The 16,034-nt window shown below is 67.7% G+C and carries 13 protein-coding genes and 1 riboswitch; of the genes, 3 read left to right on the top strand and 10 right to left on the bottom strand.

Annotation, left to right across the window (positions count from 1 at the left end; all coding sequences use genetic code 11):
- From K7G19_RS22375 to K7G19_RS22365, 3 genes are all read right to left on the bottom strand, one after another.
- On the bottom strand, window positions 1-447 hold a 447-nt coding region (locus K7G19_RS22375; protein ID WP_226109195.1), incomplete at its 3' end, for a polysaccharide deacetylase family protein.
- A gap of 93 nt (window positions 448-540) precedes the next feature.
- Window positions 541-1,947 carry a nucleobase:cation symporter-2 family protein gene (locus K7G19_RS22370; RefSeq protein ID WP_149319416.1) on the bottom strand — a complete coding sequence of 469 codons (1,407 nt, stop codon included), beginning with the start codon at window positions 1,945-1,947 and terminating at the stop codon, window positions 541-543.
- Window positions 1,948-2,126: 179 nt separating this feature from the next.
- On the bottom strand, window positions 2,127-2,867 hold the full coding sequence (locus K7G19_RS22365) for a GntR family transcriptional regulator (protein ID WP_006576976.1): 741 nt from the start codon (window positions 2,865-2,867) through the stop codon (window positions 2,127-2,129).
- A gap of 294 nt (window positions 2,868-3,161) precedes the next feature.
- On the opposite strand from K7G19_RS22365, the gene uraH reads away from it, so the two are divergent.
- On the top strand, window positions 3,162-3,515 hold the full coding sequence (uraH, locus tag K7G19_RS22360) for a hydroxyisourate hydrolase (RefSeq protein ID WP_149319441.1): 354 nt from the start codon (window positions 3,162-3,164) through the stop codon (window positions 3,513-3,515).
- Between the two features lie 31 nt (window positions 3,516-3,546).
- Window positions 3,547-4,755 (top strand): urate hydroxylase PuuD, encoded by a 1,209-nt coding sequence (locus K7G19_RS22355; RefSeq protein ID WP_149319415.1) that lies wholly within the window; start codon window positions 3,547-3,549, stop codon window positions 4,753-4,755.
- Window positions 4,756-4,889: 134 nt separating this feature from the next.
- Here the strand turns inward: K7G19_RS22355 and K7G19_RS22350 are convergent, their stop codons facing one another.
- The 7 genes from K7G19_RS22350 to xdhA form a co-directional block, all read right to left on the bottom strand.
- Window positions 4,890-5,465, bottom strand: a complete 576-nt coding sequence (locus K7G19_RS22350; RefSeq protein WP_226109194.1) for a TMEM165/GDT1 family protein — start codon at window positions 5,463-5,465, stop codon at window positions 4,890-4,892.
- A 50-nt stretch (window positions 5,466-5,515) separates the two neighbouring features.
- Window positions 5,516-5,696: riboswitch (yybP-ykoY riboswitch) on the bottom strand.
- A gap of 212 nt (window positions 5,697-5,908) precedes the next feature.
- Entirely contained in the window at window positions 5,909-7,111 is a 1,203-nt protein-coding gene (locus tag K7G19_RS22345; protein WP_226109193.1) for a fatty acid desaturase, read from the bottom strand.
- Between the two features lie 133 nt (window positions 7,112-7,244).
- Entirely contained in the window at window positions 7,245-8,567 is a 1,323-nt protein-coding gene (gene guaD, locus K7G19_RS22340) for a guanine deaminase (RefSeq protein ID WP_226109192.1), read from the bottom strand.
- Between the two features lie 70 nt (window positions 8,568-8,637).
- Window positions 8,638-9,693, bottom strand: coding sequence for an adenosine deaminase (locus tag K7G19_RS22335; protein ID WP_226109191.1), 1,056 nt, complete (start codon window positions 9,691-9,693; stop codon window positions 8,638-8,640).
- Between the two features lie 61 nt (window positions 9,694-9,754).
- A complete protein-coding gene (xdhC, locus tag K7G19_RS22330) occupies window positions 9,755-10,837 on the bottom strand; it encodes a xanthine dehydrogenase accessory protein XdhC (protein WP_226109189.1) in 1,083 nt (360 codons plus the stop codon).
- Between the two features lie 29 nt (window positions 10,838-10,866).
- Complete coding sequence (gene xdhB, locus K7G19_RS22325; RefSeq protein ID WP_226109187.1) at window positions 10,867-13,275, bottom strand: xanthine dehydrogenase molybdopterin binding subunit; 2,409 nt, start codon at window positions 13,273-13,275, stop codon at window positions 10,867-10,869.
- 17 nt (window positions 13,276-13,292) lie between these two features.
- Window positions 13,293-14,813 (bottom strand): xanthine dehydrogenase small subunit, encoded by a 1,521-nt coding sequence (gene xdhA, locus K7G19_RS22320; protein WP_226109185.1) that lies wholly within the window; start codon window positions 14,811-14,813, stop codon window positions 13,293-13,295.
- Window positions 14,814-15,080: 267 nt separating this feature from the next.
- Here xdhA and K7G19_RS22315 point away from each other — a divergent pair, with 267 nt between their 5' ends.
- Window positions 15,081-16,031, top strand: a complete 951-nt coding sequence (locus tag K7G19_RS22315) for a LysR substrate-binding domain-containing protein (RefSeq protein WP_149319408.1) — start codon at window positions 15,081-15,083, stop codon at window positions 16,029-16,031.
- Window positions 16,032-16,034: the final 3 nt, after the last annotated feature.

Genomic DNA, 16,034 nt, shown 5'->3' with positions numbered 1-16,034 from the left:
CATCGCGATGCGCATGTGCTCGCGCTCGGTGGCCTCGTCGATGTTCTGGTAATGGATCCAGCGCCAGCCGTGGCAGGCGATCTCGTGGCCCAGCTCGACGAAGGCGCGGGTCAGCTCGGGATGGCGCTGCAGCGCCATCGACACGCCGAAGATGGTCAGCGGCAGGCCGCGCTGCTCGAACTCGCGCAGGATGCGCCAGACACCGGCGCGCGAGCCATATTCGTAGATGCTCTCCATGCTCATGTGGCGGTCGGGATAGGCCGCCGCGCCGACGATCTCGGAGAGGAACTGCTCGGACGCCGCGTCGCCATGCAGCACGCAGTTCTCGCCGCCTTCCTCGTAATTGAGCACGAACTGCAGCGCCACGCGCGCGCCGCCCGGCCATTGGGCATGCGGCGGCTGGCTGCCGTAACCGATCAGATCGCGTGGATAGTTATGGTTTGTCATCAGGGTCACTCGGGTTGTCAAAACAGGCCGCACGGCATCGACCCGGCCCGCGCCGCCACCGAGGCGGCGACGCGGGCGATTGCACGGCTGGCCTTATTCCGTGCCGTGGGTATTGGCGGCCGCGTTGCGCATCGCTTCGTCGGCCGACTGCATGCCGTTGTAGAACAGGTTCAGCGCCACCGCGACCACGGTGCCCAGCACGATGCCGCTGTGCGTGATCGCATGGGTCCAGCTCGGCAGGTACTGGAAGAAGGTCGGTGACAGCGTCGGGATCATGCCGAAGCCGATCGAGATCGCGACGATGAACAGGTTGTGGCGGTTGCGGTTGAAATCGCACGAGCCCAGGATGCGGATGCCGGTCGCGGCCACCATGCCGAACATCACGATGCCGGCGCCGCCCAGCACGAACTGGGGCACCGAGGCAACCACGTGCGCCATCTTGGGGAACAGGCCGAAGGCGATCAGGATCAGGCCGCCCGCCGCCGCGACATAGCGCGAACGCACGCCGGTCACGGTGACGAGGCCCACATTCTGCGAGAACGAGGTGTACGGGAAGGTATTGAACACGCCGCCGATCACCGTGCCCAGGCCGTCGGCGCGCAGGCCGCGCGTCAGGTCGGCGTTGGACAGCCGCTTGCCGGTGATGTCCGCCAGTGCAAGGAACATGCCGGTCGATTCGACCAGCGTGATCACCATCACGATGCACATCGACAGGATCGCCGAGAAGTGGAAGGTCGGCATGCCGAAATGCAGCGGCGTGATGACGGCCACATAGCTCGCTTCGTGCAGGCCTTCGAACGACACCTTGCCCATCGCCATCGCGATCAGCGTGCCGGCGATGATGCCGAGCAGCACCGCGCAGTTCGACACCAGGCCGCGGCCGTACTTGGTCAGCAGCAGGATGATGACCAGCACCGCCCCGGCGATGCCGAGGTTGGTCAGGTCGCCGTAGGCGAGGTTGGGCACTTCCTTGACCACGCCGTCGATCACCGCACGGGTGGTGGGCTGGCCGCCGGCGGCCCAGTTGATGCCGACCCGCATCAGCGACACGCCGATCAGCGTGATCACCGTGCCGGTCACCACGGGCGGGAACAGCCCGAGCATGCGGCCCATCATCGGCGCGATCAGGATGCCGAACAGGCCGGAGGCAATCACCGCGCCGTAGATGCCCAGCAGTCCGATATTGGGATCGGTGCCGATCGCGATCATCGGCGCCACCGAGGCGAACGTCACACCCATCATCACCGGCAGCCGGATGCCGAATTTCCAGAAGCCGAACGCCTGGATCAGCGTGGCGATGCCGGCGGCGAACAGGTCGGCGTTGATCAGGAAGGCCAACTGGTCCTTCGGCAGCTTCAGCGCGCCGCCGACGATCAGCGGCACCGCCACGGTGCCCGCGTACATCACCAGTACATGCTGCAGCCCGAGCGCGAGCAGCCGCCCCGAGGGCAGGCGCTCGTTGGTCAGGTCCGTGGGGACCGTGGTGCTTGCGCTTGTCATTGTGTTTGTCTCCTCTCCGATGGTTGGACGTTTGCTTGGCGTCCGCATGCCTTCTGGTGCGTCCGGCCAGATCGTTCGGAACGATCCGGGCCTGGGCCCGCTGCCGGCACCTGCGAGGGTGCGCGTGGCTGGGCGGGCTGCGAAAGCTGGGCGGGGCGCCGGCAGGGTGGAACAGCGGGCTAGGTGGAGCGTCCCAGCACGCTGCGAAGATCGAAGCTGCCCGGATCGTCGGGCTGTACGCGGTCGGCGCAGGCGCCGAGATGGTGCGCCATGCGCGATTGCGCCAGGGCGGCGTCGCCCTGTTCCAGCGCATCGAGAATGGCCTCGTGTTCGTCGAAGGAGCAGGCGTTGTTGCCCGGCGCCTCGACGCTGGCGATCATCAGCGTGGTGCGCGACACCAGGCGGCGCATCATCGTGACCAGCAGCGCGTTGCCGGACAGCTCGGCGAGCGCGGTATGGAATTCGGCCGACAGGCGGATCCACTTGGGCCGTTCGTTGTTCAGGAAGGCCTGCCGTTCCTGCTGGACCATCTGGCGCACCGGCGCGATCACGCTGCGGACATTGCGCTGCGCCGCGAGCTTTTCCAGCACCGCGCGCTCGAGCATCTGGCGCAGCTCGAACATGTCGTGCGCCTCGTCGGTGGAAGGGCTGGCGATGAAGGCGCCGCGATTCGGTTCGAGGTCCACCATGCCGTCGGCCGCGAGACGGGCCAGCACCTTGCGCACGGTGTGCCGCGCGGTGGCATAGATCTCGCAAAGCGAATGCTCGGTCAGCTTGGTGCGCGGCGGCAGCCGATGCTCCATGATCGCGTCGTAGATCTCGTGATACATGCGCTCCTCGACCGAACCCTTGCGCGGCTTCGTTTCGTTGGGCGCGGCGCCTTCATCGGCGCCGGCAATCAGCTTGAGAGTCTTGGACATCGTGGGCACCCGCTGGTAGAGGGTTCGGCCGCGCCTCGTCCGAGGGCGCCGATCCAAAAATTGTTGACAATTATTTGGTTGTGCATTCAATATTGTCAACAAAACCGAACCAGGTTTTCGACAACTACGGGTAATCCCGCAGTTGTCATCCGGATTGGTGCAGCGCATTGTCGCCATGCACCAGTTCTGCGCCGGGATGCGTTGAAAAGACGTACCGAGCGGGCACCATACCCACAAATGGTGCTAGTGAAGGCAGCGGCGCCTCTCACCACCCACGTGCTAAGGAACCAGACCATGGGACGCTTGACCACCCACGTTCTCGACACCGCCGCAGGCATTCCCGGCCAAGGCCTGTCGATTACCCTTTCCAAAATTGTTGACAATCGCCGCGAAACGCTGAAGACCGTTGTGACCAATCACGATGGCCGTTGCGATCAGCCGCTGCTCGAGGGCGCCGACTTTGCCGTCGGCGTCTACGAGCTCGAATTCGGTGCCGGGGATTATTTCCGCGCGCGCGGCGTGCAGTTGCCCGAGCCCGCCTTTCTCGACGTGGTGACGCTGCGTTTCGGCATTGCCGATACGAACGCGCATTACCACGTGCCGCTGCTGGTGTCGCCGTGGTCGTATTCGACCTACCGCGGCAGCTGATTCGCGCAGCGAGGGAAACAGGAGACAAGAGATGGAAGGCTACATTCTCGACTGGGCCAATCTGCTGCTGCGCTGGGCCCACGTGATTACCGCGATCGCGTGGATCGGCTCGTCGTTCTACTTCGTCTGGCTGGACAACAGCCTGCAAAAGCCGGTCGATCCCGATCTGGTGGACAAGGGCGTCGGCGGCGAGCTGTGGGCCGTGCACGGCGGCGGCTTCTACAACCCGCAGAAATACCTGACCGCACCGAAGAAGCTGCCAGAGAACCTGCATTGGTTCTATTGGGAGTCGTATTCGACCTGGATGACGGGCTTCGCGCTGCTGGTGGTGCTGTACCTGTTCAACGCCAGCACGTTCCTGATCGACAAGAACGTCTACGACATGTCGCCCGGCGCGGCGGTCGGCCTGGCGGTGGCGTACCTGCTGGTGGGCTGGGTGGTCTACGACTGCATCTGCCGCGTGTTCGGCAAGAACGATCGCGTGGTCGGCATCCTGGTGGCGCTGTACGTGGTGCTGGCCGCCTATGTGGCCTGCCATCTGTTCTCGGGCCGCGCCGCGTTCCTGCTGACCGGCGCGATGATCGCGACCATCATGAGCGCCAACGTGCTGGTGTGGATCATCCCGGGGCAGCGCAAGACCGTTGCGGCGATGCGCGAAGGCAAGCCGGTCGATCCGATCCACGGCAAGAACGCCAAGCAGCGCAGCGTGCATAACACCTATTTCACGCTGCCGGTGCTGTTCGCGATGCTGTCGAACCACTACAGCATGACCTACGCGCACAAGTACAACTGGGTCGTGCTGGTGCTGATCATGCTGGCCGGCGTGCTGATCCGCCAGTTCTTCATCCTGAAGCACAAGGGCAAGATCAATGTCCTGTGGCCTGCCGCCGGCGTTGCCGCGCTCGGCGTGGTCGCCGTGATGATCGCCCCGCAGCCGCGCCAGCCTGTGGCCGCGCAACCGGACGGCGCCACCGCGACCAAGGTCAGCTTCGCCAAGGTGCAGGAGATCATGAACGCGCGCTGCGTGCAGTGCCATGCCGAGGCGCCGAAGATGATGCCGACCGCGGCCAAGGGCATCAAGCTCGATACCGCCGACGAGATCAAGGCGCATGCCCAGCTGATCTATCAGCAGGCCGTGCAGCAGAAGGCGATGCCTCTGGGCAACGTCACGCAGATCACGGACGACGAGCGCGCGCTGCTGGGCCAGTGGTTCGAGTCCGGCGCCAACACGACGCAATAACCCACCGATCGGTGATCGACGGTCCGGTGGCCGCGCAGTCGGCGACCGCAGTACCGGACCGGCGAGGGTTTGAACGGGGCGAAAGCCCCGTTTTTTTATGGGCGGCTGCTTTTTGGGTGCGGCTGGTGGGCGTTCTAGCGCGCGATATCCATCAACGCCACCACGCCCAGCACCACGAACACCGCCGCGGCGATGCGGTGGACCAGCCGGATCGGCAGCCGGTGGGCGAAGCGTTCGCCGAGCAGCACGGCGGGCACGTTGGCCAGCATCATGCCGAACGTGGTGCCGGCGACCACGGCGAGGATATCGGTGCTGAAGCGGGCGGCGAGGGCGACGGTGGCGATCTGGGTCTTGTCGCCCATCTCGGCGAAGAAGAACACCACGACGGTCGCGCACAGCACGCCGAACGCGCCCTTGACTGCCTTGGGCTTTTCGGTCTCGTCGAGCTTGTCGGGGATCAGCATCCATGCGCCCATCGCGATGAAGCCCAGGCCGAGGATCCAGCGCAGCAGCGCCGGGCCGACCATTTGCGTGATCCAGCCGCCGAGCGCGCCGGCCAGGCCGTGATTGACCAGCGTCGCGATCAGGATGCCGAGGATGATGGGGATGGGCTTGCGGTAGCGCGCAGCGAGGATGAGCGAGAGCAGCTGAGTCTTGTCGCCCATTTCCGCGAGGGCGACGATACCGGTCGAGACGAGCAGGGATTCCATTCGTTGTTATCGGAGCAGCGGGCCGGACGCATCGCGAGATGCCAATGACGTGCGTTTTCCCCGGCCCAGCCGAAAAACGACGTCATCGGTCTCGCCAGGCCCTGGAACAGGCATTGCACCGTTCCGAAGCTGCGCACGCCATAACCGCGAGCGGTCAAGTCTGTTGACGTACGCCCCTGTCGCCAGGCTAGGTGCCGAGCGGCAGGGCGGCTACTCCCCAATGAGGAAGCGCGATTATAGCCAGTCTGCGAGGCGGTCGTCCATACCACGGCTAGCCTGTGACGCACCGGATCGCGCCAAGATCTGGCGCAGACCGGCCTCGGACTGGGCACCGATCGCGCCCGGACCGCGCCCGGACCGCGCCCGGACCGAGCCCGGACCGCGCCAACACCGCGCCAACACCGCGCCAACACCGCGCCCGGGCCGCGCCAACACCGCGCCCACTACGCCGGCACCGCCGACGGCGCGGTGGTGCGGCGGCCGCGGAAGTCGGTCCAGCACAGCGCCTGGAAGTCGTACAGCTTGCAGCGGCGCGCGGTATCGAAATACCAGCGCCACGAGAAGTTCTGCACCACGATGCGGCCGGGCAGCGCCTGCTCCAGCAGCGCTTGCGCCCGCTTGAGCCGGTACAGCGGCACGCTCATGTCGACGTGGTGGGCGGTGTGTTCCATGATGTGGTGCAGCAGGGTGCCGACACCATGGCGAAAGCGCAGATGGACCGTGGTCGAGACGAAGGGCTGTGCGCGCGCCCACATCGTCTTGCTGTCGTACCAGGCCACGCTCTCATGGGTATGGTGGACGTACAGCACGAAACCGACGGTCGCGTTCCAGACCAGGAAGGGCACGGCGAAGCCGGCCACCAGCAGCAGCGCGACCGACTGCTGTGTCGCCAGCGCCAGCCAGACCAGCGAGCCGATCCACAGCGCCGCAAAGCCGGCCACCAGCAGGCAGTCCAACAGGAAGATCTTGCGGCGCGTCGCCATCTGCCGCCGGCTGGGGAAGAACAGTTTCAGCCACCAGATCTCGATCAGGTAATACAGCCCGGCACCCAGGCCGTTGCGGTACAGCCGTTCGAGCGCGCGCCGCCACCACGGCAGCGCCGCGTATTCCTGCATCGAACACGGGGCCCAGACGAAGTCGAAGCCCTTCAGGTTGGTATAGCCGTGATGGACGACGTTATGCCCGACCTCCCACAGGCTGTATGGCGTCAGCGACGGCAGGAAGGCGATCCGGCCCAGCCATTTGTTCAGGCCGCGGCGCGGCGTCAGGCTCTGGTGGCAGGCATCGTGCCCGAGGATGAACAGGCGCGCGATCAGCACGCCGGCCAGCACGCCGAGCCCGAGCTTGGCGAGCCAGTGCGGGGCGACGACCAGCGCGGCGAGGGCGGCGATGAACAGCGTCGCGTCGAGCGCGAACAGCAGCAGCGCGCGCGGCGTGCTGCGCTCGGACAGCGGAATCAGCCAGCCGCGGATGATCTTGCGCGGCGGCAGCGGCGCGTCGGCAGACAGCGGCGCGGGCGGATGGCCGGAACCATCGGCATCGGCGGACGGAACGGCCGAGGCCGCGGGAACGGCTGGGGCGGGGGAAACGAGCGAGACGGGCGAGACGGGCGAGACGGGTGCAACGGCTGAGGCGGGTGTGGTCATCTTGGCATCGGCATTGTCGAATGGCGCGGGCCAGCGTAATGCAGATCGATGACAACCGCCTTGACCGCGGTCAAGCCACGGCGCCGGACCGCCTGCGCGGCCTGTCCGGCGCCGTTCGGGGCTGGCGAGGCGCTTAGACGCCCGCCCGCTCGCCCATCACGTAGACGCTGTCGATCACCCGATCGTCGCCCAGCATCGCAAACGCGAACAGCTGCTCCTCGAGCGTTTCCGAGCGCGCGCTGCGGCGGCCCAGCAGCGGCGTGGCGTCGGGGTCGAGCACGATGAAGTCGGCCTCGTTGCCCGGCGCGAAGCTGCCGACGCGGTCGCCCCAGCCCAGCGCATCGGCCGGCGCGCGCGTGGCAAGGTAGAACATCCGCAGCGCGGTCAGGTGGTAGCCGCCCATCCGGGCGACCTTGTGCGCGGCGTTCATCGTGCGCAGCATCGAGAACGAGGTGCCGCCGCCGACGTCGGTGGCCAGCGTCAGATTGAGCCGATGCGCGTCCGACTGGTGGAAGTCGTACAGGCCGCTGCCGAGGAACAGGTTCGAGGTCGGGCAGTGCGCCACGGCCGCGCCGGTATCGGCGAGCCGGCGGCGATCGTCGTCATCCAGATGGATCGCATGGCCGTAGAACGCGCCCGGGCGCAGCAGGCCGTATCGATCGTAGACGTCCAGATAGCTGCGCGCCTGCGGGAACAGCTCCGCGACCCATTTGACCTCGTCGCGGTTCTCGGCCACGTGGGTCTGGATCAGCGCATCGGGGTAGGCGCGCGCCAGCTCGCCGCAAGCTGCCAGCTGCGCCTCGGTCGAGGTCGGCGCGAAGCGCGGCGTGATCGCATAGGACAGGCGCCCCTTGCCATGCCAGCGCGACAGCAGATCGGCCGATTCGCGCGCGCCCGATTCCGCGGTATCGCGCAGGAAGTCCGGGCAATGGCGGTCCATCAGTACCTTGCCGGTCGCCAGCCGCAGATTGCGGCGATGGCTCTGGGCGAACAGCGCGTCGGCCGAGGCGGCATGCACGGTGCTCCAGACCAGCGCGCTGGTGGTGCCGTTGCGCAGCAGCTCGTCGGCGAAGAAGCTGGCCACCGCGGCCGCGTATTCGGGCTCGGCGAAGCGGCGCTCCTCGGGGAAGGTATAGGTGTCGAGCCAGTGCAGCAGGCCCGGCGACGGCGACGCGATGATGTCGGTCTGCGGGTAGTGCACGTGCGTATCGATAAAGCCCGGCACGATCAGCTTGCCGCGATGGTCGATCACCTCGGTGTCCGGGGCAATCGAATGCGCCAGTTCGGCGTAGGGGCCGGCCGCGGCGATGCGGCCATTGGCGACCAGCAGCACACCGTCTTCCCAATACTGATACGCGTCATCATGGAATTGCGGGTCGCGCAGGAAATGCAGCACGCGGCCGCGGATGGCGCGGGTGGTACCGGTCGGGGAAGAGGAGCTGGTGGTCTGGTTCATGGTCGTGGGGTTGGAGAAGGCCGGCGCGGGGCGCCGGCCCGATGTTGCGCCGGTCAAGGCCGCAACGGCGTCAAGCCGTCGCGGCGCTTGCCGGCGTCGTGGGGCTGGCCGATTGCCAGAAGCGGTCGACCTCGGTCAGGTATTCGGCCTTCAGGGCCGGCCGCAGGAAACTCGCCTCGAAGCTGTTGCGTGCGAGCCGGTGCGCGTCGGCGGCATCGAGGGGCAGCGCATCGAAGGTCGCTTCCCAGTTGGCGTTCATATAGCCGCCGAAATAGGCCGGGTCGTCCGAATGGATCGTCACCGCGACGCCGGCATCCAGCAGCTTCTTCAGCGAATGGTCGCGCAGGTCCGGATAGACCTTGAGCTTCTGGTTCGACAGCGGGCAGACCGTCAGCGCGATGCGTTCGCGCGCCAGCCGCTCGACCAGCGCCGGATCGTCGATGGCGCGCACGCCGTGGTCGATCCGCTCGACCTGCAGGATGTCGAGCGCGTCGCGGACATAGTCGGCGGGGCCTTCCTCGCCGGCATGGGCCACGCGATGCAGGCCCAGCTCGCGCGCGCGGGCAAATACCCGCGCGAACTTCTCGGGCGGATTGCCGCGCTCCGACGAATCGAGGCCGACGCCGATAAAGCGGTCGCGATAGGGCAGCGCGGCTTCGAGCGTGGCGAACGCGTCTTCCTCCGACAGATGCCGCAGGAAGCAGAGAATCATGCTGCTGGAGAAATCGTACTGCGTGCGCGCCTGCGCCAGGGCGTCGGCGATGCCGTCGATCACGATCTCGATGTCCACGCCGCGCGCGGTATGCGTCTGCGGATCGAAGAAGATTTCCGCGTGGCGCACGTTGTCGGCGACGGCGCGCTCGACGTACGCCATCGTCATGTCGAAGAAGTCTTCCTCGGTCAGCAGCACGCTGGCGCCGGCATAGTAGATGTCGAGGAAGGACTGCAGGTCGGTGAACGCATAGGCGGCGCGCAGCGCCTCGACGCTGGGGTAGGGCAGCTTGACCTGGTTGCGCTGCGCGAGCCGGAAGATCAGCTCGGGCTCGAGCGTCCCTTCGATGTGCACATGCAGTTCGGCCTTGGGAGTGCGGCGGATGCGTTCCGCGAGCGCGGCGTCGAGCGTCATGGGGGGATCCTTTTTTGCTATGCCGGCATGCTGTTCGGGTTCGAGCAGAAGGCCGGCGCGGTTACCGGTGGGCGGGGCTGCCGCTGTCGCTATCGCCTTCGCCCGGTTGCCCGCCGTCCCGCTGCGTTGCCGGTGCGTCGGAGCGCAGCGCGGCCAGGCGCTGATCGCGCACTTGCAGCAGCTGGGCGACGATGGCAACTGCAATCATAGCCGGAGCCTTGTCGGTGATGCCCGCGACGCCGATCGGGCAGGTCATCCGCGCAAAGGCGGCCGGGTCGATGCCATGCTCGACCATCCGGTGTTCGAAGCGGGCGCGCTTGGTCTTGGAGCCGATCAGCCCGAAGTACGCGAAGTCGGTGCGCCGCAGGATCCGTTCGCACAGCGCCTGGTCCAGCGCATGGCTGTGCGTCATCACCAGGAAGTAGCTGCCGGGCGGCGCGTGATCGACCACCGCCTCGGCCGTATCGGTGGCCTCGGCCACCACGTTGCCGGGCAGGCCGGCCGGAAACAGCGTGTCGCGCTCGTCGACCCAATGGACCGTGCACGGCAGCGTGCCGAGCACCTTGACCAGCGCATGGCCGACATGGCCGGCGCCGAACAGCACCACGTGCATCTCGTCCGGGGCCAGCAGGTCGGTCCAGCTGCCGTCCTCGTGCAGCGTGACGGCGGGCAGCGTCGGCAAGGGCGTGCGGTCGACGGCATGGCGCACCGGGCCGGCGGCCGGCACCGTGCGCGTCACGGTGCGGCGCGCGGCAAAGGCCGCTTCCACCGCGTCGAGCCATTCCAGATCGGCCGCGCCAAGCCGCTCGAAGCCGAGCTGCACCACGCCGCCGCAGCACTGGCCCAGCGCGGGCCCGAGCGGAATCCGCACGACGCGGCGCGTGGCATCGGGCGCGAGAGAAGCGGCCTCGCCGCGCGCGGCCGCATCGAGCATCTCGCGCGCGATCGCCATGCCGCGCCATTCCAGATGCCCGCCGCCGATGGTGCCGATCAGGTCGTCGCCGGTCACCAGCATGCGGATGCCGGGCTCGCGCGGCGCGGAGCCCTTGACCTCGACGATGGTCACCATCGCCACCGGCACGCCGGCGCGCACCAGGGCGGCGGCATCGGCGAAGCGGAAGGGCTTGAGCGGAGCGTCCTGCATGATCGCTTTCGTGCCGTCGGGGACCGCGATCACGCGGCCGCGGCCTGACGCACGGCATCGGCCGCGTTCAGGATCGCCTCGGCGGTCGCCGGCGCATCCAGCGGCGGGTTGACGCGATAGCCGCCCAGGCTGGCGATGGCGTCGCGGATCGCGAAGAACACGGAGAACGGCAGCAGCAGCGGCGGCTCGCCGACCGCCTTCGAGCGGTGGATGCTGTCCTCGGCGTTGCGGTTCTCGAACAGCCGCACGTTGAACACTTCGGGGCAGTCGTTGACGGTCGGGATCTTGTAGGTCGACGGCGCATGCGTCATCAGCTTGCCGTCCTTGTTCCACCACAGCTCCTCGGTGGTCAACCAGCCCATGCCCTGGATGAAGCCGCCTTCGACCTGGCCGATATCGATCGCCGGGTTCAGCGAGCGGCCGACGTCGTGCAGCACGTCCGCGCGCAGCAGCCGGAATTCGCCGGTCAGCGTGTCGACCAGCACTTCCGAGCAGGCCGCGCCATAGGCGTAGTAGTAGAACGGCCGGCCCTGCAGCTTGCTCTGATCCCAATGCAGCTTGGGCGTCGCGTAGAAACCGTCGGACCACAGCTGCACGCGGGCCACATACGCCTGGCGCGCCAGTTCGTCGAAGCGCAGGCGCAGCTCGCCCGCGACCACCAGATCGTCGCCGAAGCGCACGGTCGACGGATCGACGCCGGCCTGGCGCGCGGCGAAGGCGGCCAGCCGCTCGCGGATCTGGCGCGCCGCGTCCTGTGCGGCCTTGCCGTTCAGGTCGGTGCCGGTCGAGGCCGCCGTCGCCGAGGTGTTGGCCACCTTGCTGGTGTCGGTCGCGGTCACGCGCACGCGTTCGAGCCGGATGCCCAGCTCGTGCGCGACCACCATCGCCACCTTGGTGTTCAGCCCCTGCCCCATCTCGGTGCCGCCGTGATTGACCAGCACCGAACCGTCGTTATAGACGTGCACCAGCGCGCCGGCCTGGTTGAAGTGGGCGACGTTGAACGAGATGCCGAACTTGACCGGCGTGATCGCGATGCCCTTCTTCAGCACCGGGCTGGCCGCATTGAAGGCGCGCGTGGCCTCGCGCCGGGCGCGGTAGTCGCTGCTGGCCTCGAGCTGGTCGAGCAGCTCGTGGATGACGTTGTCCTCGACGGTCTGGCCGTAGGGCGTCACGTTGCGCTCGGTCTTGCCGTACAGGTTGTCGCGCCGCACGTCGAGCGCATCGCGGCCCACGGTACGCGCGATATTGTCGAGGATGTACTCCATCGCGAACGCGCCCTGCGGTCCGCCGAAGCCGCGGAAGGCGGTATTGCTCTGCGTGTTGGTCTTGCCGCAGTAGCCGTCGATCTGCACGTGCGGCAGCCAGTACGCGTTGTCGAAATGGCAGATCGCGCGGGTCATCACCGGGCCCGACAGGTCGGCCGAGAAGCCGGCGCGCGACACCATTTCCACCGCGACCGCCTCGATGCGGCCCTGCGGGTCGTGGCCGACCTCGTAGTCGAACACGAAGTCGTGGCGCTTGCCGGTGATCATCATGTCGTCGTCGCGGTCCGGACGCAGCTTGACCGGGCACATCAGCTTCCACGCGGCCAGCGCTGCGCAGCAGGCGAACAGCGCGGACTGCGATTCCTTGCCGCCGAAGCCGCCGCCCATGCGCCGGCATTCGACCAGCACCTGGTGCACCTGCCAGCCCAGCACGTGGGCGACCGCGTGCTGCATCTCGGTCGGATGCTGGGTCGAACACCAAACGTGCATGCCGTCGTTTTCCTTCGGCACCGCATAGGCGATCTGGCCTTCCAGATAGAACTGCTCCTGGCCGCCGAGGCGGATATGGCCCTTGTCGCGATGCGCGGCCTTGCCCAGATGCTCGCGCGGCTGGCCGCGCTCCAGATGCATGGGCGGCAGCACGTAGCTGCCGGCCTCGTGCGCGGCTTGCGGCGACAGGATCGGCGGCAGGTCTTCGTAATCGATCGCGGCCAGGCGCGCCGCGCGGCGCGCGGCATCGTGCGAGGAGGCCACCACGACGAAGATCGGCTGGCCGACGAACTGCACCGTGTCGCTCGCCAGGATCGGATCGTCGTGGATGATCGGGCCGCAGTCGTTGACGCCGGGGATGTCCTTCGCGGTCAGCACCGCGACGACGCCGGGCGCGGCGCGCACCTTGTCGAGCGCGATCGAGCGGATGCGGGCATGGGCGCGGGCGCTCATGCCGAGCGCGGCGTGCAGCGTGCCGGCTAGTTCGGGGATGTCGTCGGTATAGGTCGCCGTGCCGGCCACATGCAGATGCGCGGACTCGTGCGGGCGCGACACGCCGATCTGCGGCGGCGCCTCGGCGGCGATATGCGCGGCGAGGTCGCGGCCGCTGAAGTCCGCCGTCGCGGGGGCACCGCCGTTGGCGGCACCGGTGTCGAGCAGGAAGGCCTCGGTTTGCTTGTTCATGCCGATCGCTCCTCTTCTTAAACGGTGGCCGCGGTGGCCGCGGAGGCGGGCACGCTGCCCGCGCCGGGCGCCCGTACGTTGACGGCCGCGGCCGGCAGCGCATCGTCGCGCGTCTCCAGCCAGAAGCGGTACAGCAGATTGGCGGCGCCGCGCGCGCGGTATTCGGCGGTGGCGCGCATGTCGGTCAGCGGCGTGTAGTCCCGCGACAGCGCGGCCATCGCGCCCTTGACGGTGGCTTCGTCCCAGCGCTGGCCGAGCAGCGCGGCTTCGGCCTGGGCCGCGCGCTTGGGCGTGGCCGCCATGCCGCCGAAGGCGATGCGGGCCTGGCGGACCACGCCGTCGGCGACGGTGATGCCGAAGGCGGCGCAGACCGCGGAAATGTCCTCGTCAAAACGTTTGGACAGCTTGTAGGTACGGAAGTGCTGGGGCCCGGACACCGGCACGCGCAGCGCCGCGACGAACTCGCCTTCGGCCATCGCGGTCTTCTGGTAGGCCAGGTACAGCTCCTCGAGCGGCAGCGTGCGGCGCGTGTCGCGATGCTGCAGCACGACCTCGGCGCCGAGCGCGATCAGCGCCGGCATCGAGTCGCCGATCGGCGAGCCGTTGGCGATATTGCCGCCGAGCGTGCCGGCATTGCGGATCGGCAGCGAGGCGAAGCGTTTCCAAAGTTCTTCCAGCTCGGGATGCGCCTCGGTCAGCGCGGCATAGGCGCGTTCCAGCGAGACGGCGGCGCCGATCTCGATGACGCCATCGTGCTCGACGACCTGCTGCATGTCCTCGACCTGGCCGACATAGAGCAGATTGCCCAGCTCGCGGAACTGCTTGGTGACCCACAGGCCCACGTCGGTGCTGCCGGCCAGGATGCGCGCGGACGGATCGTCGGCCTTCAGCGCGGCGAAGGCCGAGGCGGTGCGCGGCGCATGGAAGACGGCCCCCGACGGGTCGCGATAGTGGAAGGTGTCCTCGCGTATCAGCGTGCGCAGCGCGGTGGCGATCGCCTTCGGCTCGAGCCGGCTGGCGTGCGGGGCGGGCAGCGACATCATGCGCTGGCCCGCCTCGATGATCGGGCGGTAGCCGGTGCAGCGGCACAGGTTGCCGGTCAGCGCGTCGCAGATGGTCTGGCGGTCCGGCGCGGGTCCGCCCGGCTGGTGCTGCTGGTACAGCGCCCACAGCGACATCACGAAGCCCGGCGTGCAGAAGCCGCATTGCGAGCCGTGGCATTCGACCATCGCTTCCTGCACCGGATGCAGCGAGCCGTCGGCCTGGCGCAGGTCCTCGACCGTGATCAGCGCCTTGCCGTCGAGCGTGGGCAGGAACTGGATGCAGGAGTTGACGGCCTTGAAGCTCAGTTCGCCATCCTGCTGCAGTTCGCCGATCACCACGGTGCAGGCGCCGCAGTCGCCCTCGGCGCAGCCTTCCTTGGTGCCGGTGCAACGCGCATCCTCGCGCAGGTATTGCAGCACGGTGCGGGTGATCGGGGCATCGGTGACCTGCTGAACCTGGCCGCGATGGTAGAAGCGGATGGGTTGTGTCTCCATGGTCGTTTTATCTCCTTGCGATGGGGACAAACATAGCACTCGCGCCGAGTAGCAATATTCGGCCCAGGTGATATGCCCCATCATGACGCGCACGCCGCCCGCGGGCCCGCCGCCGCGCCCCCCGATTGCGCTGCAGTGCACAGATTTGCGGGGATTCCGCGGGTTTGCGCCGAATTGACCGCTGCCAGGGTGACTGGCATACACTATGCGCCGATCCTTATCCCCACGCCACCGGCCCGCAGGCTTATCAGGCCGGACGAATTCATCATGCACGGACGCGACCATCTGGACACCTATCTGCTTCGGGTATTGCATACCCTGCTGACCGAGCAGAGCGTCACGCGCACGGCGGTGCGGATGGGGCAATCGCAGCCGGCCATCAGCAATACGCTCAAGCGGCTGCGCGAGATCACCGGCGACGCGATCCTGGTGCGCGGCAAGAGCGGCATGGTGCCGACCGAACGCGGCCGCGAGCTGCTGGAGCTGGCCGAACAGAGCCTGGCGGCGATGGACCGCATCGCGCGGCCGCCGCAGCAGTTCGATCCGGCCACCACCGACCGCACCTTCCATCTGGGCGCGCCCGATTATCTGGACGCCTTCTTCCTGCCCAATATCGTCGAGCGGGTGCGCCGGCTGGCGCCGGGCGCGAAGCTGTTCGTCCATCCGCTGACCAGCGCCACGGACTTTCTGGAGGAGCTGGAGCAGGGCAAGCTCGACATCGTGATCGGCAACTGGCTGTCGCCGCCCGAGCATCTGCATATCTCGCCGCTGTTCGAGGACGAGGTGGTCTGCATGCTCGGCGCCCAGCATCCGCTGGCGAAGAAGGGGCTGTCGCTGAAGCACTACCTGGAGATGCCGCATCTGGCGCCGGCGCCGTATGCGTCGATGCAGCGGAGCATGATCGACCAGGCGCTGGCGGAGCAGGGCTACAAGCGCCGCATCCAGGTCACGCTGCCGTATTTCGGGCTGGTGCCCTATGTGCTGATGAAGACCGACATGGTCTTTACCACCGGCCGGCAGTTCGCCGCGCACTATGCGCAGTACCTGCCGATCCGGATGGTGCCGGCACCGGTGTCGTTCCCGCGCATGCGCTTCTACCAGCTATGGCACGAGCGCTGCCACGCCGCGCCGGACGTGCTGTGGCTGCGCCGGATGATCGCCGAGGTCGCGGCCGACCTGCCGCTGCTGCCGCGGCTGGAGATGGCGGCCGAGCCCTGACGA

The organism is Cupriavidus sp. DB3 (assembly GCF_020418465.1).
In the GTDB taxonomy this organism is placed as follows: Bacteria; Pseudomonadota; Gammaproteobacteria; order Burkholderiales; family Burkholderiaceae; genus Cupriavidus; species Cupriavidus cauae.
The sequence above is the reverse complement of the archived record's forward strand: the minus strand, read 5'-3'. Positions and strand labels throughout refer to the sequence as shown.